23 protein-coding genes and 1 tRNA gene are annotated in these 26,582 nt (G+C 48.7%); 13 read left to right on the forward strand and 11 right to left on the reverse strand.

What is annotated here, in order from left to right:
• The 3 genes from JU82_RS10130 to JU82_RS10140 all read left to right on the forward strand — a co-directional run.
• Window positions 1-417: tetraacyldisaccharide 4'-kinase (locus JU82_RS10130; protein ID WP_037950186.1), on the forward strand; the 417-nt coding region annotated here is incomplete at its 5' end.
• Window positions 401-1,252 carry an acetylglutamate kinase gene (gene argB / locus JU82_RS10135; RefSeq protein ID WP_037950189.1) on the forward strand — a complete coding sequence of 284 codons (852 nt, stop codon included), beginning with the start codon at window positions 401-403 and terminating at the stop codon, window positions 1,250-1,252. The genes JU82_RS10130 and argB, both read left to right, overlap by 17 nt.
• Window positions 1,253-1,330: 78 nt before the next feature.
• Window positions 1,331-1,417, forward strand: a tRNA-Leu gene (locus tag JU82_RS10140).
• A gap of 254 nt (window positions 1,418-1,671) precedes the next feature.
• Here JU82_RS10140 and JU82_RS10145 read toward each other — a convergent pair.
• Together JU82_RS10145 and JU82_RS12120 are read right to left on the reverse strand one after the other, a co-directional pair.
• On the reverse strand, window positions 1,672-2,841 hold the full coding sequence (locus JU82_RS10145) for an FAD-dependent oxidoreductase (protein ID WP_037950192.1): 1,170 nt from the start codon (window positions 2,839-2,841) through the stop codon (window positions 1,672-1,674).
• Window positions 2,842-2,953: 112 nt separating this feature from the next.
• Window positions 2,954-4,912: an HD domain-containing phosphohydrolase gene (locus tag JU82_RS12120; RefSeq protein WP_294892818.1), complete on the reverse strand. Its 1,959-nt coding sequence runs from the start codon at window positions 4,910-4,912 to the stop codon at window positions 2,954-2,956.
• A gap of 144 nt (window positions 4,913-5,056) precedes the next feature.
• Between JU82_RS12120 and thrC the strand changes: the two genes are divergently transcribed.
• Window positions 5,057-6,529, forward strand: a complete 1,473-nt coding sequence (gene thrC, locus JU82_RS10155; protein WP_037950195.1) for a threonine synthase — start codon at window positions 5,057-5,059, stop codon at window positions 6,527-6,529.
• 37 nt (window positions 6,530-6,566) lie between these two features.
• On the opposite strand, the gene ppk2 is transcribed toward thrC, so the two are convergent.
• Both ppk2 and JU82_RS10165 read right to left on the reverse strand, forming a co-directional pair.
• Window positions 6,567-7,400, reverse strand: a complete 834-nt coding sequence (gene ppk2, locus JU82_RS10160) for a polyphosphate kinase 2 (RefSeq protein WP_037950241.1) — start codon at window positions 7,398-7,400, stop codon at window positions 6,567-6,569.
• Between the two features lie 115 nt (window positions 7,401-7,515).
• Entirely contained in the window at window positions 7,516-9,432 is a 1,917-nt protein-coding gene (locus JU82_RS10165; RefSeq protein WP_037950199.1) for a thioredoxin domain-containing protein, read from the reverse strand.
• A 140-nt stretch (window positions 9,433-9,572) separates the two neighbouring features.
• On the opposite strand from JU82_RS10165, the gene dsbD reads away from it, so the two are divergent.
• Window positions 9,573-11,384, forward strand: coding sequence for a protein-disulfide reductase DsbD (gene dsbD / locus JU82_RS10170; protein ID WP_037950203.1), 1,812 nt, complete (start codon window positions 9,573-9,575; stop codon window positions 11,382-11,384).
• Window positions 11,384-11,767, forward strand: coding sequence for a thioredoxin family protein (locus JU82_RS10175; protein WP_037950206.1), 384 nt, complete (start codon window positions 11,384-11,386; stop codon window positions 11,765-11,767). Before dsbD ends, JU82_RS10175 begins: the two co-directional genes overlap by 1 nt.
• Before the next feature lie 27 nt (window positions 11,768-11,794).
• On the opposite strand, the gene JU82_RS10180 is transcribed toward JU82_RS10175, so the two are convergent.
• The 3 genes from JU82_RS10180 to JU82_RS10190 are packed head-to-tail and all read right to left on the reverse strand — an operon-like array spanning window position 11,795 to window position 13,721.
• On the reverse strand, window positions 11,795-12,325 hold the full coding sequence (locus JU82_RS10180; protein ID WP_037950209.1) for a hypothetical protein: 531 nt from the start codon (window positions 12,323-12,325) through the stop codon (window positions 11,795-11,797).
• Entirely contained in the window at window positions 12,322-13,368 is a 1,047-nt protein-coding gene (gene lpxB / locus JU82_RS10185) for a lipid-A-disaccharide synthase (protein ID WP_037950212.1), read from the reverse strand. The genes JU82_RS10180 and lpxB overlap by 4 nt, the downstream gene beginning before the upstream one ends.
• A complete protein-coding gene (locus JU82_RS10190) occupies window positions 13,365-13,721 on the reverse strand; it encodes a c-type cytochrome (protein ID WP_294892821.1) in 357 nt (118 codons plus the stop codon). Before JU82_RS10190 ends, lpxB begins: the two co-directional genes overlap by 4 nt.
• A 63-nt stretch (window positions 13,722-13,784) precedes the next feature.
• On the opposite strand from JU82_RS10190, the gene JU82_RS10195 reads away from it, so the two are divergent.
• Entirely contained in the window at window positions 13,785-15,002 is a 1,218-nt protein-coding gene (locus JU82_RS10195) for an amidohydrolase family protein (protein WP_294892823.1), read from the forward strand.
• Window position 15,003: 1 nt separating this feature from the next.
• Here JU82_RS10195 and JU82_RS10200 read toward each other — a convergent pair whose 3' ends face one another.
• Window positions 15,004-15,303, reverse strand: a complete 300-nt coding sequence (locus JU82_RS10200; RefSeq protein ID WP_037950215.1) for a chorismate mutase — start codon at window positions 15,301-15,303, stop codon at window positions 15,004-15,006.
• A 234-nt stretch (window positions 15,304-15,537) separates the two neighbouring features.
• Here JU82_RS10200 and JU82_RS10205 point away from each other — a divergent pair, with 234 nt between their 5' ends.
• The 4 genes from JU82_RS10205 to JU82_RS10220 all read left to right on the forward strand — a co-directional run bounded on the left by JU82_RS10205 (window position 15,538) and on the right by JU82_RS10220 (window position 19,800).
• Window positions 15,538-16,941: an FAD/NAD(P)-binding oxidoreductase gene (locus JU82_RS10205; protein WP_037950218.1), complete on the forward strand. Its 1,404-nt coding sequence runs from the start codon at window positions 15,538-15,540 to the stop codon at window positions 16,939-16,941.
• Window positions 16,942-17,032: 91 nt separating this feature from the next.
• Window positions 17,033-17,761, forward strand: coding sequence for a twin-arginine translocation signal domain-containing protein (locus tag JU82_RS10210; RefSeq protein ID WP_037950219.1), 729 nt, complete (start codon window positions 17,033-17,035; stop codon window positions 17,759-17,761).
• Between the two features lie 11 nt (window positions 17,762-17,772).
• Window positions 17,773-18,186, forward strand: coding sequence for a hypothetical protein (locus JU82_RS10215; protein ID WP_037950222.1), 414 nt, complete (start codon window positions 17,773-17,775; stop codon window positions 18,184-18,186).
• A gap of 330 nt (window positions 18,187-18,516) precedes the next feature.
• Complete coding sequence (locus JU82_RS10220; protein ID WP_037950225.1) at window positions 18,517-19,800, forward strand: OprD family outer membrane porin; 1,284 nt, start codon at window positions 18,517-18,519, stop codon at window positions 19,798-19,800.
• A 131-nt stretch (window positions 19,801-19,931) separates the two neighbouring features.
• Here the strand turns inward: JU82_RS10220 and JU82_RS10225 are convergent, their stop codons facing one another.
• Complete coding sequence (locus JU82_RS10225) at window positions 19,932-21,431, reverse strand: radical SAM protein (RefSeq protein WP_037950229.1); 1,500 nt, start codon at window positions 21,429-21,431, stop codon at window positions 19,932-19,934.
• A gap of 73 nt (window positions 21,432-21,504) precedes the next feature.
• Between JU82_RS10225 and ppsA the strand changes: the two genes are divergently transcribed.
• Complete coding sequence (ppsA, locus tag JU82_RS10230; RefSeq protein WP_037950231.1) at window positions 21,505-23,895, forward strand: phosphoenolpyruvate synthase; 2,391 nt, start codon at window positions 21,505-21,507, stop codon at window positions 23,893-23,895.
• On the opposite strand, the gene JU82_RS10235 is transcribed toward ppsA, so the two are convergent.
• Together JU82_RS10235 and JU82_RS10240 are read right to left on the reverse strand one after the other, a co-directional pair.
• Window positions 23,892-24,710 carry a universal stress protein gene (locus JU82_RS10235; protein ID WP_037950233.1) on the reverse strand — a complete coding sequence of 273 codons (819 nt, stop codon included), beginning with the start codon at window positions 24,708-24,710 and terminating at the stop codon, window positions 23,892-23,894. The genes ppsA and JU82_RS10235 overlap by 4 nt on opposite strands.
• 85 nt (window positions 24,711-24,795) lie before the next feature.
• Complete coding sequence (locus tag JU82_RS10240; protein ID WP_037950235.1) at window positions 24,796-25,371, reverse strand: hypothetical protein; 576 nt, start codon at window positions 25,369-25,371, stop codon at window positions 24,796-24,798.
• 109 nt (window positions 25,372-25,480) lie between these two features.
• On the opposite strand from JU82_RS10240, the gene JU82_RS10245 reads away from it, so the two are divergent.
• Window positions 25,481-26,582, forward strand: a 1,102-nt coding sequence (locus tag JU82_RS10245; RefSeq protein WP_037950237.1) for a YcaO-like family protein, incomplete at its 3' end; no start/stop codon positions are given.

A 26,582-nucleotide genomic window follows, 5' to 3' on the forward strand; every position in this document is an offset into this window, starting at 1 on the left:
GACGTACAAACGCCCAACCCGTTTTGTCTTCCCAGCGGAGCTTATAGAGAAAAACTCTGGAGTGGAAAAGATGCCGTTCGAATTAAAGAAGGAACATCGTTCATTCGTAAAGTGGCGCTGCATAACCCGACCCGTAAAATGGTTTTGGTCACGGCCATCGCACGGCCGGAGCGGCTTGATCCCTATTTGCCCGAAGTGGCGGAGAAAATCTATTTCGAAGATCACCACTATTTTACGCCCGGAGAACTTGAAGCGATTGTAAAACGTACCGGGGCGACAAGCTTGCTGGTAACTCAGAAAGACTTCGTTAAAATGGCGTCTTTTAATCTCAACCTCACACTTTTGGAACTCTCGCTAAACGTGGATGAGAGAGTCGTCGAACAGGTAAAGGAATACGTGAATGCAAAAAAAGATTGATACCGTCAAAACACTGATGGACGCGATGCCGTTCATCAAAGAGTTTCGGGATGAGATCGTTGTCATCAAATACGGAGGATCGGCGCAAAGTTCCGAAGCGCTGAAAGCCAAATTCGCTCAGGATATAGTGCTGCTTCATCTGGTCGGTATCAAAGTCGTCATCGTACACGGCGGAGGAAGCCGCATCAGCCAGTTGCTTGGGGATTTGAAAATACCGACCGAATTTATCGACGGCGAACGGGTCAGCACCCCCGAAGTGATGCGGATCGTTGAAATGGTACTCAGTGGCGAGATCAACAAAGAGATCACGTCACTCCTCAATTCGTATGGGGCCAAGGCGATCGGAATCAGCGGCAAGGATGCCCATTTTCTGAAAGCCAAACCCAAAGACGAAGCCAAATTCGGCCTTACGGGACGGGTGGAGAGCGTCAACGCGAGCGTCATCCACAACTTGCTGCGCGAAGGGTTTATTCCCGTCATCGCCCCCATCGGAGCCGATGAAACGTTGGGACATCCCGGATACAATATCAATGCCGATCTCGCCGCATCAGCAATCGCAGCAGCGATCGGTGCGTGCAAAGTGATTTTCATGACCGACACTCCGGGCGTATTGAACAAAGACAAAGAGCTTTTTTCAACGCTGAGCGAAGCGGAAGTCGAAGCGCTTAAAAAGGATGGAACGATTCAAGGCGGGATGGTACCCAAAGTCGATGCGTGTCTGGAAGCGGTAGATGGCGGCGTCAAAAAAGCCCACATCATCGACGGGCGTATCGAACACGCGATTCTGCTCGAACTCTTTACCTCGGACGGGGTCGGGACTCAGATCATTCTGTAAAAAAAATCTTTTAGGAAAAAAGTCGGCATTTAAGCTGACTTTTTATCTCTTTGGATATACTTTCATTCTCTTTTATATGCGGCCGTGGTGAAATTGGTAGACACGCTAGATTCAGGTTCTAGTGGCGGAAACGCTGTGGAGGTTCAAGTCCTCTCGACCGCACCATCTCTTTTAAGATACCTCATTTTTAATACACTTCAAATCATAACATTGCATATCGTAGCCTCGTTTGTCGAGCTAATTGTTCGGAAAATCTTGAATAAGTGTTTTTTGATGCCATTTTGATGCCGAATCGTATAAAGTTCCATATCCCATAAATAGCTTTTCATTACAATGGCAAATCGTAACACTAAACCGTACTGAACAGCCTGCTTATGGGATTACTTTTTCATTAATTCTTCTTAATCGACACTATCCGTTTACATCCCAGGTATTCGAGGAATATACCCCATTTTTGACATCTTATAGTACCAACCCCAGCCGATTTTGAGCCAATGGCCGACGAGAGGCATAGGGATGAGGATCGCTTTGGTATCGTTGCGGAAGACGAAGCCCGCGCCGTTGCCCGTATCCATAACGCACAGGATGCTTAGATGGTCTTGGTACGTTTTTTTGTCACCGGATTTCAGCCCCAGATTGACCGCACTGTTGTGTGCGGCGTTTCGAGCCATCACCTCGGCGATATGCCCTTGTTTGGCTTTCCAGTCGGGTCCTTCCAATGCTGCGGCATCACCGATGGCATACCATCCTTCAACGCCTTCGATTTCGCAGTAATTATTGATTCGGATAAATCCGGCATTGTTGAGGGGCAAATCGCTCTCTTTGATCAACGCATTACCGTCGCCTGCGGGAATAAACATGGTCAAGTCGCTTTCAAGAACGCTGTCGTCTTCGAAAACGACGCCGTTCTCTTCGAACCGTTTGATCTTTTTGCCGTAGCGGGAAGCGAAACGGTTGCGACTAAACATCGTCTCCATCATCGAAAGAGCTTTTGTCCCCATGCGTGCGCCCGGTTGCGGCATCGGGGCAAAAAAGGTCATCTCATATCGGTCGCGGATGCCGAGTTTTGTCAAGCGGTGATGGAGATTGAAGAAAAGTTCGAATCCCGGTCCTCCCCGCACGCCGCTGGTGTCATTGGGGTTTCCGCCGAAACCGAAGACGATTTTCCCGCTGCCTTTGGCAATGATCTCGTCGATCTTGTCTTTGAGCAGAAGCGATTGCTCGGGCGCTCCGCAGATAGAGAGGGTATGCTCGATCCCTTCGTGTTTCATTTTTCCCGCACCGATGGCAATGACGAGATGATCGCTGTATCGAATGCCTCCCTCTGCGAGGGTAAATGAACGCTCTTTCGCGTTGATCGCCGTAACGCGATCAATCCTCAGTGTGAAACCGTGGCGCGCGGCGAGGGCATCCAACGAAAATGCCGCATCGTCAAACCGGTTGGTGTGTACCGGAATCCAGATGGCGATGGGGTAGATGAAAACATAACTTCGTTCGCTGATCAGTTCAACTTCGAACCCTTCTTTGCGGTAATAGATCGCCGCTTCGATTCCGGCAATTCCGCCGCCGAGGATAGTAACGTTTTTCATGAATGCTCTTTGTATACGTGAAACTTGCTACGGTTATAATATATTCTTTTTATAAAAATTTGACTTAATTATAAGAGTTTCAGCCCGATTCGATGATGAAAAAATGGAAGGATCAGCTGTAATGGTTTTTTTCGGTATACGTATCCCGAATGGCCAAAAACTCGTTCAGGTGGTCAAAAAAGATATCCACCAAGACGGGATCAAAATGTTTTCCCCGTTCTTCTTTTAAGAGCGCCAGGATCGGTTCGAGTTCCCATGCCTGCTTATAACAGCGGTCGCTGCCCAGGGCGTCAAAAACATCGGCCAGTGCGGTGATGCGTCCGAATATGTGGATATCTTCCCCCTTGAGACCTCTGGGATAACCCGAACCGTCGTATTTCTCGTGATGTTCGTGTGCGATAACGGACGCTGCCTTCAGTAGCGGTTTGGCGGAATCTCTGAAAAGATCGTATCCGATTTTACAGTGGGTTCGCATGGTTTCCCATTCTTCGGAGGTGAGCGGGCCGGGTTTGTTCAAGATAAGATCGGGTATTCCGACTTTACCGATGTCATGCATCGGACTGGCACTCGCCAATACGGTCACGTCATCGTCATCCAGTCCGTATTTCCGAGCCAGCAATCGCGAATATTCCGCGACACGCCGGACATGATACCCTGTCTCCCGGCTTCGTGTTTCACCGATCTCGCCGATTCGGGAAATCATCTCCTGCTGTGTTTGTTCGAGTTCTTCATGCAGACGGATCGTTTCGGTGATATCGCTTCGGATAGCGATGAATTCTTCGATCCTGCCTTTGTGATCCAAAATAGGATTGATGGTCGCATCGACCCAATAATACGAGCCGTCTTTTGTTTTGTTTTTGACGACGCCGTGCCACGGATCGCCTTTGAGAATCGTTGCCCACATCTCTTTAAACGCCTGTTTCGGCATGTCTTTGTGCCGTACCATGCTGTGCGGTTTGCCGATCAGTTCATCATGGCTGAACCCTGATATGGCGCAAAATTTTTCATTCGCGTAGATAATCCGCCCTTTTTTATCGGTTTTGGAGACGATACTGCTTCGGTCGACGGCATTTTTGTATTCGTCAAGCAACTTGAGATTCCGTCGGATATTGTCGGCGATGAAATACCCCATCCATAAAATGAGGGCGATGGAGCAGGACAATACAAGAATGACAATCACAAGATATTCACGAGCTTCGAAAATCTGGGTATGCAGTTTGTTTTCGATTAGTGAAAAGTGATGCTTTTCGGCAATGCGCAGTTTTTCAACGGCGGCGGTTGAGAGGTCGAACCACATGGCGGGTGCCATGCGTATGCCGTCGTTTTCGTTGACGGCGAGATTGATGATGCGGTAGGTCGTGTCGACTTCCGGCCCCGTAAACGTGTTGTGATAGATTTCTTTGAAGTGGTGCGAGGCAAGCGTTTCAAAACGTCCTGCCGCCGTATCGTGCTCCCCTTTGGAAAGGATGAACCGCACATACAGCTGATGCTCCATTCCCTCTTCCAGCAATGAGGCATTTAAGACCGATTGCATTTGATTCAGAGTCTCTTTGATCGCCATTAAATTCGTGTAGGCCTGAAAATCGTTACGCAAAGAGACGTCACTGACGGTAAGGACAATGGCCAGATAATCCGACCGCATATGCCCGATCAAGCGTGTGTAATAGTCAAACGAATCGATAGCATCGACCGAGCGGTTATCGATTTTTCTGCGGTAATCATCGAGTGTTTTGAGGGCTTTCGAGGTGGATTTGAACACGGAGGGTTCATCGCCCAACATGATTTTAAATTTATGCAGTACCTGATTGACGGTGATCCGCTGGCGTTCCAGCTCCGAACGCTCAAACAATGCGTTTTCGTTGAAAGCGGTACTGCTGAGGGAGCGTTCGAGTTGGAGTTCATGAATCATGATCGCAGCGTATTTGATCTGATTCACCCGATTATGCAGCGTTTGCAGAGAATTCATCTGGTTAAACAGATAATATCCGTATAAAAAAGAACCCAGCATGATCAAGACCATCGGTACGGTAAGCAAGAGACGTAGCCGATTGACTATGCTGATCGATTGCATCGGATTCCTTTATTTTTTCGCCATTTTAGCGGATGATTGCCAAAACGAACTTTTGAAGAAAAAAGCATCTGTTTTTCTTTTTAAACTAAGCCATCCGTGAGAGCCCCTTTGCTATAATCACGTAAAAATTTTAAAAGTGGCACAATGAAATTTATTGAAACACGCGGAAACGACGGAACCCATCCTCTGGAGATCGCCTTTTCGGAGGCGATTTTAAGCCCTATCGCATCGTTTGGCGGATTATACGTTCCTGCAGCACTCCCTGCCTTGGGCGAGCCATTTTTGACCAAACATCTGAACTCTTCCTACAAACAACTGGCGAAAGATCTGCTCACGACGCTTGCTATCGATATCGAACCTTCCGTGATTGATGAAGCGCTTGCTTTGTACGATAAATTCGATGATTCTTCCAACCCGGTTCCGGTGGTAAAAGTGCGTGATGATCTGTATGTCAGCGAACTGTACCACGGTCCGACCCGCGCGTTCAAAGACATGGCGTTGCAGCCTTTTGGCGTCGTACTCAGCTCTATTGCCCAAAAACGCGGCGAAGAGTACCTGATTTTGGCGGCAACCAGCGGAGATACGGGACCTGCTGCGCTCGAGACCTTTAAAAACCGCCCGAACGTCCGTGTGGCATGCCTTTATCCCGACGGCGGTACGTCAGACGTTCAGCGCCTTCAGATGGTCACCGAAGATGCGGGCAACCTCAAAGTTATCGGGATCAAGGGAGATTTTGACGATGCCCAAAGCGCATTGAAACGCCTGCTTGGATCGCAGACGTTCAAAGATGCGCTTAAAGCCAAAAACATCTCCCTCTCCGCAGCCAATTCGGTCAATTTCGGCCGTATCATTTTCCAGATCATCTATCATATCCACAGTTACCTCGAACTGGTGCGCCAAAATGCAATCACAATGGGCGAGAAAGTGTATCTGGATGTTCCGAGCGGAAATTTCGGGAACGCGTTGGGCGGCTATTATGCCTACAAAATGGGGCTTCCTGTTGAAAAAATCATTATTGCTTCCAACGAAAATAACGTTCTGACCCGTTTGATCAATACCGGACGTTACGACCTTCGCGGCGAAAAAGTGGTTCCGACCACCTCTCCGGCGATGGATATTCTGATTTCCAGCAATGTTGAGCGGATATTGTTTGATCTCTTCGGACCTGCGCGGACGAAAGAGCTGATGGCAGGTTTGGAGAGCGAGCGTTTCTACGCCTTGAGCGACGATGAAACGATGAAACTTCAATCGCTGTTCTCCGCCGATTACTGCAACGGTGCCGAAGGAAAAGGGTACATCAAAGAGGCGTTTGACGGCGGCTACCTGATGGATCCTCACACGGCGACGTGCTTCAAAGCCTACGATTGCTGCGCAACGCAACCGATCAAAACAATCGTTTATTCGACGGCGGAGTGGACGAAGTTTTCTCCGACGATTGCCAACGCATTGACCGGAGAGGTGGGAGCACGCGACATCGATGCGCTCGAAGCGATTTCCAAAACGGCGAAAACACCGATCCCTGCGATGATCAAAGGGCTGTTTACGAAGCCGATTACACAATCGACGGTTATTGAAAAAGAGAACATCGAAAACGAGATTCTCGGCTTTCTAAAGTAAATTTCCCCGCTTTCTTTCTGCGGGGGATACCTCGCTGCTATTTCTGCTTTTTCGACAGAGCCGTTTCGAGAAGGTTGATCTCTTCCCCGCCCCATACCATGATTTTTTTGGACGTCGTCAGATCGGGAGGATTCTTGGTCGGATATTCAATGCTTGTCAGGATATGCTTGATACAATTCAGACGCGCTTTTTTCTTGTTGTCGGAGCGGACGATGACCCACGGGGCAATTCCCGTATGGGATGCACGGAGCATTTCGTATTTGGCTTGGGTGTATTGGTCCCATAGCTCCTGGGACGACGCATCTACCGGCGAGAGCTTGAACTGTTTGAGCGGATCGGTTTTGCGCTCTTTGAAGCGTTTGGCCTGTTCTTTTTTAGAGACGGAAAAATAAAACTTGAACAATATTATTCCCGAATTGACAAGCATCCGCTCGAATTCGGCGACGTGATCGAGAAACTCTTTGTGCTCGGCTTTGGTACAGAACCCCATCACCGGTTCGACTCCCGCACGGTTGTACCAGCTCCGGTCGAAAAAGACTATTTCTCCGGCGCTGGGAAGATGGGTAACGTAGCGCTGAAAATACCATTGTGTTTTTTCGACGTCGGAGGGCTTGTCCAGTGCCACGATTCGGGCACCCCGCGGATTGAGATGTTCGGTGATCCGTTTGATCGTCCCTCCTTTGCCTGCGGCGTCACGCCCTTCGAAGATGACAAGGACTTTTAGCCCTTTGTCCTTGACATGGTTTTGGAGTTTAAGGAGTTCTATCTGAAGCTTTTTGAGTTCCTGCTCGTATTCGAGGACCGATTTCTTGACCCAGACCGGGAACCGCTCTTCTTTGTCGCTTTTATGCCGTTTGTCGCTTTCGGGCATTTGATTCTCTTTGCGGCGATCTTCGTGAACGACATCTTCGATTTTTTCGGCTTCGGCGATTTCAGCGGTTGCCATCGAATGTTTTGCTCCCATCCTTTTTCCTCTTTTTAATTCATTATAACGTCGAGCGGATTAAATCGTCAAGGGTTAGGGGATCATCCGTTGTAGCATAGCACGCATTCGCTCCGCACACCAGATAGTTTTCCAGTGATTCGTCATTTCTGTATCGCACAAACGGATAGCGCAAAGGGTTGTGCAACGCCGTTAAACGGCTTCGGGAAGCTTTGAGTATGCGGTCTTCCTTGAGCCAACGGATTGCTTGCAAAGCAAGGGTCGGAAAATAGATCGGCGTTTTCATCAGTTTGAGAGAGGCAAATTCCAGGCTTTTAAATGCAAAATACCGATATTTGGGATCGATCAGGATTCCCAAATCCATCAACGCTTCAACCATGACCGCCATGGCACTCGGGTACGTGCCGTCGTCAAATTCGGCGGGTGTTGTGAACGTACCTCTGCTGAAATACCATTTCCCCTCGGTGTAGAAACGTTCAAGCGCTTTGTTGGCAAAACGCTGCGCTTCGATCAAATAGCGCTCTTCCATAGTCGATTGGTACGCTTCGAGCAACGCGGCGCACAGGTAGGCGTAGTCTTCCAAAAAAGCGTCGATCTTCGGCTCTTTTCCTATCAGGGCGGAGTGTTTGAGGACTCCGTCGACGAACATCGACGAAATCAGCTTCTCCATGCTCCTGACGGCTTGTATCCGATAGCGTTCATCGTTTCGTCCGAGCACGAAAAGGGCTTTGATCATCATCGCATTCCATGCAGTGATTATTTTACGGTCGATGAAGGGATACGCGCGCGTTTTTCGGATGGCTTGCAACTCCCGGCGTAGCGCGTCAAACCATTCGGGGCGTTCTTCGGAGTTGAAGCGGATGATGCAGTGCCCTTCGAAGTTTCCTTCTGCGGATGCTCCGACAAGGGCAGCGGCTTTATGAATATCGGCTATGCCGCACCGCTCCAAGGCGGCAAGGATTTCATCGTATCCGTAGACGAAGTATTTTCCTTCTTCACCCTCGCTATCCGCATCGCTGGCACTGTAAAAAAGATCATTTTCCATCATAAACGTCATCATGAAATCAGCGCATTCACGGCCAACGGTGAGATAGCGGTCGTTTTGGTACACGCTTGCGGCCTGAGCGTAGAGCGTACAGAGCAGGGCATTGTCGTACGTCATTTTTTCAAAATGGGGGACAAGCCACGATTCATCGGTACTGTATCGGCAAAATCCTCCGTCGACGTGATCGTACATTCCGCCGCGCGCCATATGATCGAGAGAGCGTTTCAGCATGGATGTTACCGCCGCATCCGGAGCGATCCGATCCAATATCATCAGCGTGAGCAGAGTCGAGACATGAGGAAATTTCGGAGCTTTCGAGAAGCCGCCGTTTTCTTCGTCGAAATTGTGGCGTGCCTGCATCGTAAACTGCGCGATGATTTTTTCATTCAGCGGCGTTGCTTCAACGGGATCGTTATTGGGGCGAAGATAGTTCGTAATCTCATCGGCATTTTGGAACAGCTTCTCATCCTTTTCGGCCACTTTTTGGGCGATGATGGCGGTCAGCTCGCTAAATCCCATCATTTGGTTCTGATTATGCGGGGGGATATAAGTGGCGGCGTAAAACGGTTTGTTCTGAGGGGTGCAGAAGATGGAGAGAGGCCATCCTCCGCTGCGTCGGTTCAGGAGCGTATGAAGTTCCTGATAGTGCTTGTCGATGTCGGGACGTTCTTCTCGGTCAACTTTGATACAGACAAAGTGGCGGTTGACGAATTCGGCGATAGTATCGTTTTCAAATACCTCATGTTCCATCACATGGCACCAGTGGCAGCTGCTGTAGCCGATACTGATAAAAATCGCCTTGTGTTCGGCTTTGGCTCTTTCAAATGCTTCGTCACACCACGGATACCAGTCAATCGGATTCTCTTTGTGCTGCTGAAGGTACGGAGAATCTTCGAGGGCTAATCGGTTAGACATGGGACAATCCTGGAGTAAAATCGGCATAGTGTAACATCGGATGCTATAAGGAAGCTGAAAAATATTAACAATGTTGCTCACAAGGCTCTAACACAGTTAAATGCGATACAATTTGAGAGAAATTATGATGAGGTTTTACTATGCGTTTTTTATGGTTATTCCTTCTGTCTCTCAACGCATTCGGTGTGGGTTTTTTACAGCCGGAAGAGGCTTTTAAACCCAATATCAGCGTTGTTGACGACCAAACGGTCGGTGTAGAAATCGAGCTGGGCGACCAGATCTACCTGTATGCCGATAAAGTCAAGATAGAAGATGCCGATCCCGACGACGGGATTGATTTCAAAGCGGTCACGATGGCCAAACCTGTCGATCATGAGGGAGAGAGCGTTTTTGAAACCTCTCCGGCGATTCGGATCGTTTTGGTGAAAAGCAAAGATGTCAGCGGCGAAAAGAACCTGAACGTCAAACTATCCTATCAGGGGTGTTCGGCGGCGGGGCTGTGCTACGAACCGCAGACTGTGACGCTCGCTACGCCGATCGATACCGATAAACTCCCTTTGAGCGACGGATCCTCGATCCTCAAAGCTCCTGCGGTGACATCGGGCGAAATTGAGTTGGCGCCGCCCGCAAAAGTCGGTACGGTTGAAGAGAAATCCGAAACCGACCGTATCGCTCAGGTGATCGAGGGGGGCAGCGTGTGGTTTATCATCCTCAGCTTCTTCGGCTTCGGTCTGCTTCTGGCCCTGACGCCGTGCGTTTTCCCGATGGTGCCCATCATATCCTCGGTCATCGTTGCACAAGGTGAAGGGCTTGGGACAAAAAGAGCTTTTTGGCTTTCGGTCGTTTACGTCCTCTCGATGGCGGTTGCGTATACGATTGCGGGTGTTTTGGCCGGACTGTTCGGCGCCAATCTGCAAGCGGCATTTCAAACACCGTGGATTATCACCCTCTTTGCACTCATCTTCGTTGTTCTGGCGATGTCGATGTTCGATTTGTTCGAGTTGCAGATTCCTAACGCGATTCAATCGCGCATTACTCAGATCAGCGGAAAGCGCAGCGGTATTGCGGGTGTCGCCGTCATGGGCTTTTTGTCGGCGCTTATTGTGGGACCGTGCGTTGCCGCACCGCTGGCCGGAGCGCTTATTTACATCGGTCAGACAGGCGATGCACTTCTGGGCGGAGTCGCCTTGTTCGCCCTAAGCATCGGAATGGGAATACCTCTTGTCGCGGTCGGGACGAGTGCGGGGAAATTCATGCCGAAACCGGGTCCTTGGATGGATAGCGTCAAATCGATTTTCGGGGTGATGCTGATCGGCGTTTCGATCTGGATGATCAGCCGCATATTGGATGAAAACATCTCGATGATGCTGTGGGGAGCGTTGGCTGTGTTCGTCGCCGTCAACATCGGAGCGCTTGAACCGATCCGGGGACGCTGCATCCGATGCCAGCGAGCCAACAAAAAATCGCTGGGGATCATCCTGTTTCTCTACGGTATGTCATTGTTGCTCGGAGGGATGAGCGGAGCGAAAGACCCGCTGCATCCGCTTGATCCGTTTTTGCCGGTTAAAGGCGCGGTAAGCGTTGAAACGGCAGCGCAGCACAAAACATTCGAAAAAATTACGTCGATCGAAGAGCTCGAAGCGATTTTGGCTGACAATAAAGGCAAGCGCGTTCTCGTCGATTTCTATGCCGACTGGTGTACCGCCTGCAAAGAACTTGAAGAGAAGACGTTCAGCGACGAAGCGGTGAAAACCAAGATGGATGAATTTGTGCTGGTCAAAGTCGATCTGACGTCGAATGACGATGCGGCAAAAGCGATCAGTTCGAAATACGGTATTTTCGGGCCGCCTGCCATTTTGTTCTTTGATGAAAACGGAACGCGGATCAAAAGCGCGGATGTTGTAGGGTTCAAAGAACCGCAGGAATTTTTAAATCATTTAGGGAAAATTTGATGAGTAAAATTTTATTGACGTTATCATTGATCGCATCGTGTGCGTTTGCCGAACTCAAATGGGCCTCGTCGTACGAGGCTGCTTTGGCTCAGGCTAAGAAAGAGAACAAAAAAGTGATGGTGATGCTTTCACGACAGGAATGCCCGGCATGCGAATACATGGAAGATGTCGTTTTTGAAGAAAAAGCAGTCGCATCCGAAGTACATAAAAACTTCGTCCCGGTTCATCTCGACATTCATAACGATTTTATTCCGGAGGGGCTAGGCTACATCGGTACTCCGACATTTCATTTTCTGAATGCTGCGGGCAAAAAAATCGGACGTCATGACGGCGCCGCCAACATTCCGACCTTTATGGGGATTTTGAACAAATACAAAAAATAGCCGAAAGAAAACTCTTTTGGCGTTCAATTACTTCGTGTTTTCGACGAGACGGTCGAGAATGTACAGCTGCAGATTTTTATGCGGCACTTCTTTATCCAATGCTTCCGAATAAATTTTTGCTACTTCCTTGGCATGCAGATCATAGTCGAAATGGGGAAAATGGTTTTCCCACGCTTTCTTGATGATGCGCAGTGCGACGGTATCGATCAGGTATTCTTTGAACATCGCGTATGTCGCAAAAAACATCCCCGTAAACAATATCGCCATGAGTATCAGCAGATGACAGTCTATTTTTGCCAGAACCGAGTGAAAAATTGCCGACGCAGGGAATAAAATCAGATGCCACAGGGCGATAAAGACGATATAGCTTCGTCCGATACTGAGCCGAAACCCCGGAATTTTTCCCTCCAGTTTCAACCCGTCCTGATACATTTTATTGGTGTTGAGCATGTCGCGAAACAGCATCGGATCATCGCTCAGGGTAAAGATATACGGGACGATTTTTTCGTCTTTGAAGTGTTTTGCGGATGTTTTCATCCATGAAAAAAGTCTGATCATTTCAAATCCTTGATAATTTCGCTGACACGTTTGGCGCTGCCGTGTTCCAACAGCCCCCGCAAACGTTCGGCATCGCTGAAAAATGCTTTTGTATCCATTTGCCGATAGGCATTATACAGATTTTGGGCATACACTTCGTTTTGCAGAAATTCCGGATGGAGTGAGCGGCCGTATGCATGGGAAAAAAGGATATTCCCCAATCCGACGAAGTCGAGTTTGACGAGCCGTTTGGCGATCGCGTAGTCAAGCGGCTTGGCAATATAAGCAAGAATAAACGGCGTTCCGATAAGTGCGGCTTCAAGCGTTGCCGTACCGCTGCAGATGAAGGCAAAATCGGATTCGGCAAGGCTTTTGTGCGCTTCGTGGGTTATGTCGAATGCCGAAACGTCGCCGTAGAGTTCGGCGATCTGCTCGGTCGTGAAATGGGACGGTATGACCAGCACCGCTTTGCCATCTAGCATAAGGCGCAGTTCCTGAAACACCGGCATGAGCCGTTTGATCTCTCCGGGACGGCTGCCGGGCATGAAGGTGATTTTTCCGTTCGGAGTCAGGTCGGTTTTTCGTACGTCGATTTCGTCAAGCAGCGGATGGCCGACGTATTCGATCGGAGCCTCTTTGGAATAATACGAAGGCTCAAACGGAAGGATAGAGCAAAGTTTCGTAATGGTTTTTTCCAAGACGGGAATCCGTTTCTTTTTCCACGCCCACGCCTGCGGCAGAATGTAGTATATGATCTCTTTATCGGGATAGCGTTTGCGGATCGCTTTGGCAAGCGGAAGATTGAATCCCGACGAATCGATCAGAAGCACTTTGTCGGCAGTACCGGCAAGATCGACCATTTGATCCTTCAAACGGAAAAAAAACGGGAGCTTTTTGAGCGCATCGACAAACCCCATGACGGATGTTGCGCGCAAATCGACGATGCTGTCTCCCAACCTTGCGTCAAAAATGCCCGTAAGTTCAATATCGTCGCCCAATTCTTGGACAAGATAGCGTAAATGGACATTGGCGGAGTGTTCCAGTGCGCTGATAAGTAGTTTCATGATCCTCCGTCTCCCCGGTTGCTAAGATCGGGAGTGTAGGTACTTTTGCCTTCACGGTATTCGCTGAAAAATGTGGTGAGGGCGTCGATTTCTCTGTCACTCAGTCCCATGGCAAAGGGAATCATCATCTGTGAAAGCTGGGTGGCTCCTTTTTTGGCGCGGTACTCTTTGAGTTTGTGGGTCAAAAATGCTTTGCGGCGGTAAGCAAGGGCAGGGTACTGTGCCGAACCTGCCGCCGATATTCCGTGACAACCGTTACACCCTTTGGAAAAATAGAGTTTTTTGCCCTGATTGTACAAGTCCGGGGCGGCATTAAGGATCAAAGGGAACAAAAAAAGAAACAACTTGATCATTTTAGAGGAGCCTTTAACATTTCATAGTCTAAAATTACGTAATTATAGCGAACGGGAGCAACTATGATCATTTCGGGTGCCATTATTTGTGATATCAACGGAGAACGCCGACAGGATGTTCGGATTGAAAACGGGGTAATCGCCGAAATCGCCGATCGTTTGATCGGTGATGACGTTGTCGAGATGAACGGATGCTATCTGTTTCCGGGGCTGGTCGATACCGACGTACGGCTAAAAGACGGACACTTGAATCGTACCAATCTGGAAAAACTCTCCCGCAGGGCATTACGGGGCGGTGTCACGACGGCTGTTCTGGCCAGCGATTCGACTCCCCGCATCGATGATGAGATCACGTTGGAGTTTGTTCAGCAACACCGTTACCTAAACGGCGGCGCGACAATCGAATCTACGCTCAGCGCCCTCAATGAAGAAGGCAACCTCAGCAATATCGCCATCATGCTGAAAAAAGGTTCGGTAGCCGTATATACCTCGACAATGGATGATTACAACCGTATCAGCCGGATTGCGCAATATTTGAAGATGGCGGACAAAACGCTTTTTTACAAAGCGGTGGATAAAAGCCTGCATGAGAGCGGCGTCATGAGTGACGGCGAGATTGCCTCACAGCTCGGATTGCCGGGAATCTCACCTCTTTCAGAGGTCGTTCATGTCGCATCGATGATCGAAATCGCCCGTCATTTCGGTATCCGAATCGTCTTTAAAAGCGTTACGGAACCCAGAACGATCGAGTTGATCGCTCAGGCGCGGCGGGAAGGAGTTGCGGTATCGTGCGAGGTTGCGATTCATCATCTGCTTAAAAACGATTCGGCGTGTCTGGGATTCGACACCGATGCCAAGATCAACCCGCCGCTGGTAAGCGAAACCAAACGGCGCTCATTGATCGCCGCATTGCAATCAGGAGACATTCATTCCCTCACCGCACTTCATCAGCCGAATTCCGACGTTTATAAAGATATCACTTTTTTTGATGCCGAATTCGGGACGACGTCGATCGAAGAGTACTTGCCGCTGTGCTACACCTACTTGATCCGTCCGGGCATTATCGATACGGCACGGTTCGTGGAGGCGGCTTCTCGTGCTCCGGGCAAGCAGATCGGAATTGACGCGGGAGAAATCGCGGTCGGTAAAAAAGCCGACATGATTCTTTTGGATCCTACTCAGACCACACTCGTTCCTCATCACCACAGCCTTTATAAAAACGAAACGCTACAGGGGAAAGTTGTTGCGGCTGTCTGCCGAGGAGAAGTCACGCGGTTTTAAATTACAGTGACTTGGCATTCCTGAACTCTGAAATCTCCGCTTCAACCATCTCATCTATCATAATCGTGTAGAGTTTTGTCAGCAGATTCGGGGAAACGCCCAGTTCCATGGCACGTGTTCTGACGCGATCCATTACCGCTTCCATCCTCTCTTGCCCTTTGATCTCGTCGATCGAGTGTTTAAACTTTGCCGCTTGCTTGACATAGCCGTTGCGAGCGGCGATCAGTTGAACGATTTGGTCATCCAGACGGTCAATATATTGACGCACTTCTTCTAAATTTTGACATTCATGGAGTTGCATGGATTTCCTTTGGCGATTGGTTGACGTATCATAACACGAATGTGATTATTTGATGAATATCACATATATATCACATAATCTGATATAAAATTAACTTATTAGCTTTTTTTTTTGATATTTTACATATAGTTATAAATCTTTAAGAATTAAATACCTATGATACACCTCAAGCGATGACGAATTTAGTTATTGTTTTCGCACTCGAAGCTAATCGAAGAAGAGGAGAACCCTAGTATGAAACTTTCAAGACGTGACTTACTCAAGTTTGCGGGTATCAGCGCTGCCGCTGCCGCTGTTTCAGGATGTACTGCCACTGCAGGTGCAACGCCGGGAGCACAAAATTCGGCATCCGGAAAAATGCTTGGTAAACATCAAGTAGTTATTATCGGCGGAGGATGGGGCGGTTTGACCGTTGCCAAAGAGCTTAAAAAAATCGATCCGAAATTTGATATTGCAATCATCGAAAAAAATGACAGCTTTATGTCTTGCCCGTTTTCGAACTGCAACCTCGGCGGAATCGAAGGTGTCAATCTTAACGTTTTGATGCACGATTATTCTAAAGCTGTTGAAAATTTCGGATACGGAATGCTGAACGCCGAAGTTACAGGCATTGATCGCGCTGCGAAAGTGGTTCATACTGCAAAAGGTTCTGTAGGATATGACATCCTTGTTCTTGCACCGGGTATCGACTATAACTACAAAGGGCAATTCCCGACATGGGACGCGGCAAAAATCGCGAAAGCAAAACGTGTAGTGCCTGCGGCATTGATTCCGGGCGGCGAGCACGTTGCACTCGATCGTATGGTTAAAAATATGGAAGAGGGCGATTTCGTTATCACTGTTCCTGCCGGTAAATACCGTTGTCCTCCTGCACCGTTCGAGCGTGCGAGTATGGTAGCCAACCACATCAAAAACGAAGGGCTGAGCGGCAAAGTCATCATCCTTAACGAAACGGCTGAAATCGCGAAAGGTGCAGCGTTCAAAGAAGCATGGGCGGAAGTAAACAACGGCAACGTTGAACACCGCGCTAACTGTAAAATCGTAGATGTCGATTTCGATAAAAAAGAGATCACTTACGTTCAGACGACTTTCAAAGACAAAGACGATACGGAAGGGACAAAAGCGACCCATACGATCAAGTACGGCGTGTTCAACCTGATCCCGCACAACATGTCGAACCCGATCATTGGAATGTCAGGCGTCGCGACGACTCCGGACGGCTTCAAAAAAGTTAAAATGGCTACGAGTGCAGAAAAACCGGTATCGTTCCAAACCGCTACCGATAAAAATGTTTACGCTGTCGGTGACGTTGTCGGACACGCGATCCCGCCAAGCGGACAGTCAGCGATCTGGTCAGGAAAAGAGTGCGCGAAAGAGATCGCTCACGTTCTCCACGGCAAAAGCTACAGCGTTGCGTCGGCTCTTCCGTACAAAAGCGCGAACGTTTGTTATTCAATGGTTGGCAGCAACCCTGAAGAAGCAATCATGGTTAACCACGAATTTATGGTTGCCGGTCCGGTTATCGGTTCTAAAGGAAGCGTTCCTAAAGACGAAAAAACCGGTAAATTCCGTACAACAGGTCTTGCGAAAGCAACACGTGACTGGTACAAAGGTGCAATGCGCGACCTTTTCGGTTGATGCAACCCCTTTTTCTCCCCGCCAGGGGGGAAAATTAAATACAATATCTGCTACACTAACCACTGCAAAATCATTCAATACGGACATTATCATGGATAGAAGAAATTTTTTGAAAGTTGTTGCCGCAGGCGCAACAGTTGTTGCGGTCAGTCCTTCGCTGATTCGCGGAAATTTGTACGCTGCAGACGGCGCACTGTACAAAGCGTATGAAAAAGTACAGCTGGTCGATGCGGCGGGCAAACCGATCAAAGCATCTGCCCTTGCCAAAGAAGTGACGTATATTTTTAACTATCCGTATGCTTCGACTCCATGCATGTTGATCAATCTCCCAAAACCGACTGCCAAGGATGTTGAGCTGGCGTCGGACGGCGGTGAGAAATACGTGTGGAAAAGCGGCGTCGGCAAAGATCGCACTGTTGTCGCGTATGTTGCGATCTGTACCCATCAGTTGACCCATCCGACACCGAATGACAGCTTTATCGGTTATGTTCCGACGAACAAAAAAACGATGGCGTACGACAAAAGCGGGATCATCGTCTGTTCGTCCCACCTGTCGGCGTTCGATGCGGGATCAGGTGCGAAAGTGCTCGGCGGTGCGGCTACTCAACCGTTGAATGCCGTTGTCCTCGAACATGCCGCGGATGATACTATCTGGGCCGTCGGAGTCTTGGGACAGGATAAATTCCACGATTATTTCCAGGCATTCCGTCCGGAGATCAAAGAATTTTACGGCAAACCCGCCGAGTCGAAAAAACTGGTCTCCATTTCGGCTAAGACGGTTAAACTTACCGAATTTTCAAAAGAAGTTATTCAATACTAAAAGGGGTTTTTATGAAAAAGGCTTTAGCGTCATTGGCACTGGGAGTATTGCTCGCCGGATCTCTTAATGCGGCTGAAAAACAAGATCCGCGCTTGGAACTGATGAAAGACATGCGTACGATGATGGACGCTATGGAGCAAATCCAACGCGGCGGATTGTACAGCTCGACCGAAGAGATGAAATCGGGCGTCAAAAAACTTCAGGGGACCTTGAAATCGCTTGAAGGCGAAGAAGTCAAAGTCATTCTCCCGAAAGATCAGGTTTATGCATACAAATTTGCCCAAAAATCGGCGCATATGCTTCGCCTTTATTCGGATGATCTGGTCACGTCTGTCGATGCGGGGCGGATGGACGATGCTCTCGAAGATTATACTCTGATGCTCAAACAGTGTATGTCGTGCCATATTCGTATTCGTAACTGGTAAATCTTTCTCTCTTCCGATTCCCGCATCCGGCGGGAATTTTTTCTTCAACACTTCTTTTTTCGATCGGATTTCATTTCAAAACTTTTATTTTTATTCTAAATATAATAATTAAAGTTATCAAATCAAATATTTCTTTTTTTTATCAAAACAGAACAAGTTAGTATAACTTTTTACTTTTTATCACATTTTTGTCTCAAAACCTTACAAATTTGTAACGTTATCAAAAAATATTATACTTTTAAAGATTGGTTTAAGAAAAAGACCTCTAAACTAGGCGTCGAGATCCAAATAAGATAATCTTATTACGGACGGTTTCTTGAAGGAGAATGAATGAAATTAGGAAAACTGAGTCTTGTAGCCGTAATGGCTCTTGGAACAAGCGCATTTGCGATTGACAACGTTAAAGTAAACGGTGAAGCGAAACTGTGGTACCAAACATCTGAGTTCGACGGTAACGGTGCATCTGCAGCAGAAAAACAGATGGATATGTTCGATCACAACACCAACTCTTTGGCGGAAGCGTCATTGTTGATCGGTGCGACAATGGACCTTGCGCAAAATCTCAGCATGGGTGCGAGCGCGTATGCGTTGACCACTCTCGGTCTTGAGAACAACCTGGTAGGTCAAGTGCCTGCCGCACGTTTGGATGTAAATGGTAATGCTGCAACAGGTGCGTTGGATGACCAATCATGGGCGCGCGAATTGTACCTTGCGTACACAGCCGGTAAAACAACTGTTAAAATCGGTCGCCAAGAGTTGAATACTCCGCTTGCGTTCACGGAAAAATGGAACGTCGTTGACAACACATTCGATGCTGCGGTATTGTTGAACAATGACCTTCCGGATACGACTTTGGTCGGTGCATGGGTTGGTAAAGACAACGGAGCCGGAAGCAACACCACTGTTAACAACGGCGGTAAATTCTCCAATTTCGGTGAAAAAGGTGCATACGCGGTGGGTGCGATCAACAAATCACTTCCTGCTACAACTGCACAGGCATGGTACTATGATGTAAATCATGTTGCTGATGCATATTGGTTGCAGGCTGATGCGAAACTCATGGATATGGTAGATCTTGGCGTACAATATGCTGCACATGATACGAAGCATATCACTGGTGATTCTAAAACTGATATCGTTGCTGTAAAAGCGGCAGTTGATGTTGTAGGTGTTAACGTATATGCGGCATATTCATCTGCTAGCAAAGGTCCTAACGCTACAAACTTCTCAAACGTAGCGACTGGCGATAAATCAATGATTTATACTGCGCTTGGAAGCATCTACATGGACGGTGAACATACAACTCGTTCAGATACTGATGCATGGAAAATCGGTGCGTCAACCAAAATGGTTCCGGGTGTAACCCTTTCTGCAAGCTATGGTGAAGCTGAATCAGGTAACAACGGCGGTGCTCGTACAAGCCCAACAGATGCAACTCGTTCTTTGTCAAATAGCGAAGTTGATTACAACGCATGGGATGTTATCGCTGCCGGTAAAGTCGGACCACTTGGCCTGACTGCAATCTATACTCAATATGAGTACGATTACAAACATGATAATGCAGCGGACAAAGAGTTCGATACTCTCCGTATCATCGCTTCTTTGAAATTCTAAGAAGTTCTTTCTTCAGGGCCTTCGGGCCCTTTCAATTCTCCTTATGTTAAGTTTGTCGCGTGGGACTCGTCATCCCGCACACCATTCGTCTGCAGATTCGTCACCTGCAGACACCCTCAACACCCTCTTTTTTATAGCCGTTTGGCCTGCCGTTTCGGAGTAACCTCTTTTTTCTCTTTGCGTTGATAGTCTGCCGTTGATTGCCGTAAAAAAAACGGAATCGTTTTTTCGGGGCGTGCGGATAAATCGTGCATCAGCGCTTTTTGTACGCTTTGCGTGTCATGGGTGAGGATGAGATACTCATAGAGCAACGCTATCTGGCGCTCCAATGAAATTTTCCAGGTAGAAAGAGTTTTAGCGTATATCCACTCGCTAAAAGCGTAAAAACCTTCAAACACTTTGCCCTCGCTCCAAAGCATCGGTGCCGTGGCGCTAAAACTTCCGCTGTTGTAAAAAATATCCCAAAACCGCGCGAACCGTTTCATCTTCTGGATTTGAGTGAAGCTTAGCAGGTTATTCTGGAGAATATCGTAGGGTGGGGTATCACTGTAGATCATTCCGTGCTTTTCGTCGTGGCGGGAGAGGGTGGTGCCCGAGAGTTTTTTGAGAATGCCGATCTGGATTTCGCTGCGGGTCAATGACACCAGCGTATCGAGATTACGCCCGAACCCCTCGAGCGTCTCGCCCGGAAGCCCGACGATGAGATCGAGGTGCATATGCGCAGAAGTGCCGTTTTCGAGGAATCGGATGTTTTCGATGATCTTCTCAAGCCGCAGGGGACGATTGATCCCTTTTGCGACGGTCGGATCGAGCGTCTGAATACCGATCTCAAGTTGCAGTGATCCGGGGGGAAAGAGGGCAATTTTTGCGCGGAGCGATTCGGGGAAATGGTCGGGTATCACTTCGAAATGGGCGAAATAGGGCGGCTCTTTGGACAAAAAGAAATCCAAAATGGCGTTGGCGAACGTCATATTGAGATTAAAGGTACGGTCGATGAATTTAAAATTGCGCGCCCCTCTTTGCCACAGGGTTTCAAACTCTTCGAGCAAGGTTTCAAGAGGAAAATTGCGTACTTTTTCGTCGATGGAGGAGAGGCAGAACTCACATTCGAACGGACACCCGCGCGAGGCTTCGACATAGATGTACCGATGCGTTACGTCTTCATCGTTGTAGGCACGGTAGGGCAGGCCAACGGCTTTGAGGTCCGGCAACGGCGCTTTGATAAAACGCTCTTCGGGGCGGTCTGTGTGCAAAATTTCTTTGCACAATTCATAAAATGCGACTTCCGCCTCTCCGCTAATGACGTAGTCGGCACGCGAAAAATCGACGCGATGAGGGAGGTGTCCCGCTTCGGGTCCGCCGAGAACGATGATCGTGTCGGGGGAAATTTTTTTCAGTATTTTGATCAGCTCGGCGCTCTCTGCCGCATTCCAGATGTAAACACCGATTCCGATGATGCGAGGGGAGTGTTCAAGCAGCCTTTCGGCAATGCTTTGAATCTGTTCGTTAATCGTGAATTCGATGATTGCCGCATCCGGCTGCAGTTCGTTCAGATTGGCAAAAAGGTACCGCAGTCCGAGTGCCGTATGGGCGTAGCGGGCGTTCAGAGTTGTTAATATAATAGTGTGCATAGCCCGTTCCGATAAAAGATAAACGTATTATATGGTATTCTATAAAGACTCAGATAATGCCAAAGGAAATCGCATGCGTTACATTCGCCGTTTTGATTCGCTGAACATCAACGATATAGCATTGGTTGGAGGAAAAAATGCCAGTTTGGGAGAGATGATCGGCTCTCTGAAGCCTCTTGGGGTTAAAGTTCCCGAAGGGTTTGCCGTTACGGCAGACGGGTACCGTGCATTTGTCAATCATAACGGGTTTGAGCCCAAAATACGTGCGCTTTTCGAAGGAGTCGACATCAGCAATGTCGAAGCGCTTTCGTATTGCGGCGATGCCGTTCGGACGCTGATGCTCTCCGGAACCATACCTGAAGAGTTAAAAAACGAAATCATCGAGGGTTACCGGATGATGGAGAGAGAATACGGTATGGCATCTGTCGATGTTGCCGTCCGTTCTTCGGCGACGGCGGAAGACCTTCCCGACGCCAGTTTCGCCGGACAGCAGGAGAGCTATCTCAACGTTCGCGGAGAATCGATGCTGGTCGAGCACGTCAAGCGGTGTTTCGCATCGCTGTTTACCGACCGTGCGATCAGCTATCGTCACAGTCGCGGGTATGACCATTTTGCCGTTGCCCTGTCGGTCGGGGTGCAGAAAATGGTGCGCAGCGATCTGGCCAGCAGCGGCGTCATGTTCACGATCGATACGGAAAACGGTTCGGAGAATCTGATCCTGATCAACTCCATCTGGGGATTGGGCGAAAACATCGTCGGCGGACGGGTCAATCCCGATGAATTCTACGTCTTCAAACCGACGCTTCGAGAAGGGAAAATGACGATTCTCAAGCGGCAATTGGGGTCAAAAGCCCTGACGATGCGCTACGACGAACGTCACCACACTGTGAATCTTGCCACCCACAAAAAGCTGCAGGAACGTTTTTCGATCAACGATGAGGAAGTAGGCGTATTGGCCCGCTATGCGATGATTATCGAAGAACATTACACGGCCAAGGCGGGCGAATACCGTCCGATGGACATCGAATGGGCCAAAGACGGGCAAAGCGGCGAACTGTTTATCGTACAGGCCCGTCCCGAGACGGTTCAGAGCCGTCGCATGGGCGAGAATATTCTTGAACAATACCACATCAATACGACCGAAACACGAACTGTTCTGGCCAGCGGAAAGGCGATCGGCGAGAAAATCGGTATCGGAAAGGTGAAGATCATCCGCTCGCCGCATGAAAATGACCGTTTCAAAGAAGGGGAAGTTTTGGTGGCCGATATTACCGACCCCGATTGGGAACCGATCATGAAAAAAGCGTCCGCCGTTATCACCAATCGCGGTGGGCGTACCTGCCATGCGGCTATCGTTGCGCGTGAAATCGGCGTTCCCGCGATTGTCGGGACGGTGAACGCGACCGAGGTGCTGCATGACGGCGACGAAGTGACGGTAAGCTGCGCGGAGGGGGAAAACGGCAATGTGTATGCGGGAAATCTCGGATTCGAGATCAAACGTACCGATCTGGGTACATTGCCGCCGACCAAAACAAAGCTCTATATGAACGTGGGGAATCCCGAAATTGCGTTTAAAGTCGCTAAGCTTCCCAATGACGGCGTAGGACTGGCACGTATGGAATTTATCATCACGCAATACGTGGGTGCGCACCCGATGGCGTTGGTGGATATGGCGCACGGCAAAACGATTGTCGATGTCGAAGCGGTGCATGCCGCGATGAAAGGGTATGACGACCCGAAAAAATTCTTTATCGACAAAGTTGCCGAAGGGGTTGGAATGATCGCGGCGGCATTCTATCCCAAGAGTGTCATCGTCCGTACAACCGACTTTAAATCGAATGAATACAAACATATGAGCGGCGGTGCCGTGTACGAACGCGATGAAGAAAATCCGATGATCGGATTTCGCGGCGCGAGCCGCTATTATTCCGAGCAGTACCGCGAAGCGTTCAAATGGGAATGCGAAGCGCTGGAACGCGTACGTAACGCGATGGGATTAAGCAATGTCAAAGTGATGCTTCCTTTTGTCCGAACTCCACAGGAGGGACGTAAAGCAATCGCGGTAATGAACGAAGCGGGACTGGTGCAGGGGGAAAATGCTTTGGAAGTGTACGCCATGTGCGAGATTCCCGCCAACGTCATCCTCGCAGATCAGTTTTTGGAAATATTTGACGGTTACAGTATCGGGAGCAACGACCTCACGCAGCTCACTCTCGGCGTAGACCGTGACAGCGCAATGGTCTCATCGGTTTTCGATGAGCGAAACGAAGCGGTCACGCGCATGCTCTCAATGGCGATACGGGCGTGCAAAGAGCGCGGAAAATACATCGGTATCTGCGGGCAGGCCCCTTCGGATTATCCTGAAATTACGCGTTTCCTCGTCCAAGAAGGGATCGATTCGATCTCGCTAAATCCCGATTCGCTGCTCAAAATGCGTCAGGTCGTCAGTGAATTCGAGCGTTAAAACTTGAAGATCAGCACGTCCAAGTCGGCCTCTTCGAGGAGGTCGAACGCAAAAAAGCTGAACGTACCCGATGTATGCAAACTGATCATGTCGGCTTGGTAGGATTTGGCTATTTCGAGAAACAAGGGCGGGTTTAAATGCCCCTTTCTCGTTATCATCTGTACCTTTTCGAAAGGAAGGTTCAGTGAACGGACCCATACATCTGCCGTTTCATCCTCTTTCTCTTTGATTTGCATCTGCAAGTCGACAATATCATTTTCGGTGAATCCGTATGTTTTTAACCGCCCTTCAAAAGGGAGCGTATAGGTCTTCAACAAGATCAGTTCCGCATCGGGAAAAAGTTTGGCCGTTTCTTGAACGGCTGCTTTTGAATGGTCTGAAAAATTGGTCGGAATCAAAATGCGTTGAGGATTGAGCATTGTGTCGTTTTTGATTACCAGCACGGGAATGGCTGAGTCTCTGACGATATTTTTCGTCGTGGAGCCGATCAGAAGCTCTTTGAACATATAATGTTCACCGTTGCTGCCGATGATGAGCATCGTTGCCTGGATCGTTTCGGCCAGTTCCGAGATTTCGCGCGTTACGTTCCCTTCCAGACAATGAAAAAACTTTTTCGTGAGTTCCGGGAAGGCTACGTGCAGGATGTGCCATCGTTCGTCGCTGAGCGATTGAATCTCTTTGTCCAGTGACATCCATGTTTCCTCGATAACGTGGACAATATGCAGTTCACCGCCGTTTCGCTCCATGAATGAAACGGCTTTGGCCAAAACCCGCATGCTTGGTTCGGAAAAATCGATGGCAACCAACACTCTCATTGTACGCTCGCAAATCCTTTGATCTTCGAGTATTGTATCGGAATTTGGTATCTGCAGGAAACGACGGAGTGATGCGATCAAAACGTCATTTTGAAAAATACGCTCCGTCGGTCGTAAACAGCTTGAGAATCTTTTGGTATTCGGCATACGCTTGCTTGTAGAGATGCTGCGTATGGTTGTTCATTTCATACAGTTCGGACGCACTCATCCCGCTTTCAAGAGCATTTTTGAGGAGTTTGGTACGGCGCAGATAGGTAAAAGCCAGATTCGGAAAATGTTCGTGAATCTTTTCGCGGATTAGGGTGGCATCGGAAGGATTGTCGATCATGTTGGCAAATACGAGGATTGTCTTTTCCCGAAAATTTTTGATCAGAATGAGGCTTTTCATGATGGAATTGAGATCGTTGATCGTCGGAAGCAAGATGATATCGGATTGGCGAAGAATCTCATCCGCATTGGTATCCACGAATCCCCCGAAATCGTAGACGGTATCAGGATAGAGAGGGATTTTATTCGGATAGTAGCGGGCATTTCGATATTTGTTCAAAACGATCGACATATCATTGGTCGCGTAGCGGTAGCCCAGATCTTTGGCGAGTGAAAACGCCAGAGAGGTTTTTCCGACGCCCCCTTTGGTCGATGCGATAGAGATGATAGCCATGGGTCCCTTTGAAATCTTTTTGTCTAATAGTAGCATAAGGGCGGCATGTATTGCTATCTTTAGGCTATACTGACGGTTTTTAACGCTTGAAGGTAAGGAAACTAATCGTATGAACCTGTTATCGAAGAACGCTCCGTTGGAAGAATCGATCGAGCGGATGCGCTCGGTTTTAAAAGAGGCGGGGTGCGAGATGACGTTTTCCGCTGAAAAACATCCGCTGCAGCATTGCTATTCGGTCAATCTCGCTTCGAGCGAAGCACCGAATCATATTTACTCCAACGGCAAAGGGATTTTATCGGAAGCGTCTTTCGCCAGCGCGCTGGGAGAGTATATCGAACGGCTTCAGACGAACAATTTTTTCATCGATTTTTACCTTCCGGGCCGCCGTTATTATCCCGATGAGGTCGCATTCGGGTTTGACGAAGAGTATCTTGCTCCCGATTTGCGGAACATTTATGATCCGCACGGCGAGATGAACGATGAAGATTGGATCGATTTCAACAGCGATTACGCGGACAAAATCGTTGCCTTGCCGTTTGTCAAACAATCAACCCGAGAAAAGGTGTATATCCCGATGAACATCTTGAGCAATCTCTACGTCAGTAACGGTCTTGCCACCGGCAACACTCCCCTCGAAGCACAGGTGCAGGGGCTGAGCGAAATCTGCGAACGGCACGCCAAAATAGAGATCATCAAAAACGGCTACGCCCTTCCGGCCTATCCCGATGAGGTGATCGAGCAGTTTGATAAACTGAGTGCCGATGTGAGCGCTTTACGCTCTTTTGGCTACATTGTCGAAGTGCTTGACGCTTCGTTGGGCGGCAAGTATCCCGTCACGGCGATTTCGCTCATCAATCCCGCCAATTCGACGCTGTTCGTTTCGTTCGGCGCCCATCCGATTTTGCAGGTGTCATTGGAGCGGACTATGACGGAGCTGATGCAGGGACGCAATCTCGAAGAACTGGACGCATTTGAAGTGCCGACGTTTGACATGAGTCTCGTTGCGGACAGCTTTAATCTCGAATCGCATTTTATCGATTCCAACGGGAAGCTGGGATTTCCTTTTCTGAGTGCGAAAAAAAGTTTCGAGTATGCTCCGTGGAGCTATGCGGGCGAGGGGAGCGCGGACGAGTACGCCTACCTTGAACGAATCATCCGTGCGCAGGGGAAGGAAATATACCTGCGTGAATACGATTATCTCGGGTTTTATT

Origin of the sequence: Sulfuricurvum sp. MLSB, from assembly GCF_000747095.1 — a bacterium.
Lineage (GTDB): Bacteria > Campylobacterota > Campylobacteria > Campylobacterales > Sulfurimonadaceae > Sulfuricurvum.

Excerpts from the sequence above, each read along its gene's own strand:
- JU82_RS10195 (WP_294892823.1), top strand. The coding sequence starts at position 13,785 with ATGATCATTTCGGGTGCCATTATTTGTGATATCAACGGAGAACGCCGA.
- JU82_RS10210 (WP_037950219.1), top strand. The coding sequence starts at position 17,033 with ATGGATAGAAGAAATTTTTTGAAAGTTGTTGCCGCAGGCGCAACAGTT.
- lpxB (WP_037950212.1), bottom strand. The coding sequence starts at position 13,368 with ATGAAACTACTTATCAGCGCACTGGAACACTCCGCCAATGTCCATTTA.
- JU82_RS10205 (WP_037950218.1), top strand. The coding sequence starts at position 15,538 with ATGAAACTTTCAAGACGTGACTTACTCAAGTTTGCGGGTATCAGCGCT.
- thrC (WP_037950195.1), top strand. The coding sequence starts at position 5,057 with ATGAAATTTATTGAAACACGCGGAAACGACGGAACCCATCCTCTGGAG.
- JU82_RS10180 (WP_037950209.1), bottom strand. The coding sequence starts at position 12,325 with ATGATCAGACTTTTTTCATGGATGAAAACATCCGCAAAACACTTCAAA.
- JU82_RS10235 (WP_037950233.1), bottom strand. The coding sequence starts at position 24,710 with ATGAGAGTGTTGGTTGCCATCGATTTTTCCGAACCAAGCATGCGGGTT.
- ppk2 (WP_037950241.1), bottom strand. The coding sequence starts at position 7,400 with ATGCCCGAAAGCGACAAACGGCATAAAAGCGACAAAGAAGAGCGGTTC.
- JU82_RS10145 (WP_037950192.1), bottom strand. The coding sequence starts at position 2,841 with ATGAAAAACGTTACTATCCTCGGCGGCGGAATTGCCGGAATCGAAGCG.
- argB (WP_037950189.1), top strand. The coding sequence starts at position 401 with ATGCAAAAAAAGATTGATACCGTCAAAACACTGATGGACGCGATGCCG.
- JU82_RS10165 (WP_037950199.1), bottom strand. The coding sequence starts at position 9,432 with ATGTCTAACCGATTAGCCCTCGAAGATTCTCCGTACCTTCAGCAGCAC.
- JU82_RS10220 (WP_037950225.1), top strand. The coding sequence starts at position 18,517 with ATGAAATTAGGAAAACTGAGTCTTGTAGCCGTAATGGCTCTTGGAACA.
- JU82_RS10240 (WP_037950235.1), bottom strand. The coding sequence starts at position 25,371 with ATGGCTATCATCTCTATCGCATCGACCAAAGGGGGCGTCGGAAAAACC.
- dsbD (WP_037950203.1), top strand. The coding sequence starts at position 9,573 with ATGCGTTTTTTATGGTTATTCCTTCTGTCTCTCAACGCATTCGGTGTG.
- JU82_RS12120 (WP_294892818.1), bottom strand. The coding sequence starts at position 4,912 with ATGCAATCGATCAGCATAGTCAATCGGCTACGTCTCTTGCTTACCGTA.
- JU82_RS10175 (WP_037950206.1), top strand. The coding sequence starts at position 11,384 with ATGAGTAAAATTTTATTGACGTTATCATTGATCGCATCGTGTGCGTTT.
- JU82_RS10190 (WP_294892821.1), bottom strand. The coding sequence starts at position 13,721 with ATGATCAAGTTGTTTCTTTTTTTGTTCCCTTTGATCCTTAATGCCGCC.
- ppsA (WP_037950231.1), top strand. The coding sequence starts at position 21,505 with ATGCGTTACATTCGCCGTTTTGATTCGCTGAACATCAACGATATAGCA.
- JU82_RS10215 (WP_037950222.1), top strand. The coding sequence starts at position 17,773 with ATGAAAAAGGCTTTAGCGTCATTGGCACTGGGAGTATTGCTCGCCGGA.
- JU82_RS10225 (WP_037950229.1), bottom strand. The coding sequence starts at position 21,431 with ATGCACACTATTATATTAACAACTCTGAACGCCCGCTACGCCCATACG.
- JU82_RS10200 (WP_037950215.1), bottom strand. The coding sequence starts at position 15,303 with ATGCAACTCCATGAATGTCAAAATTTAGAAGAAGTGCGTCAATATATT.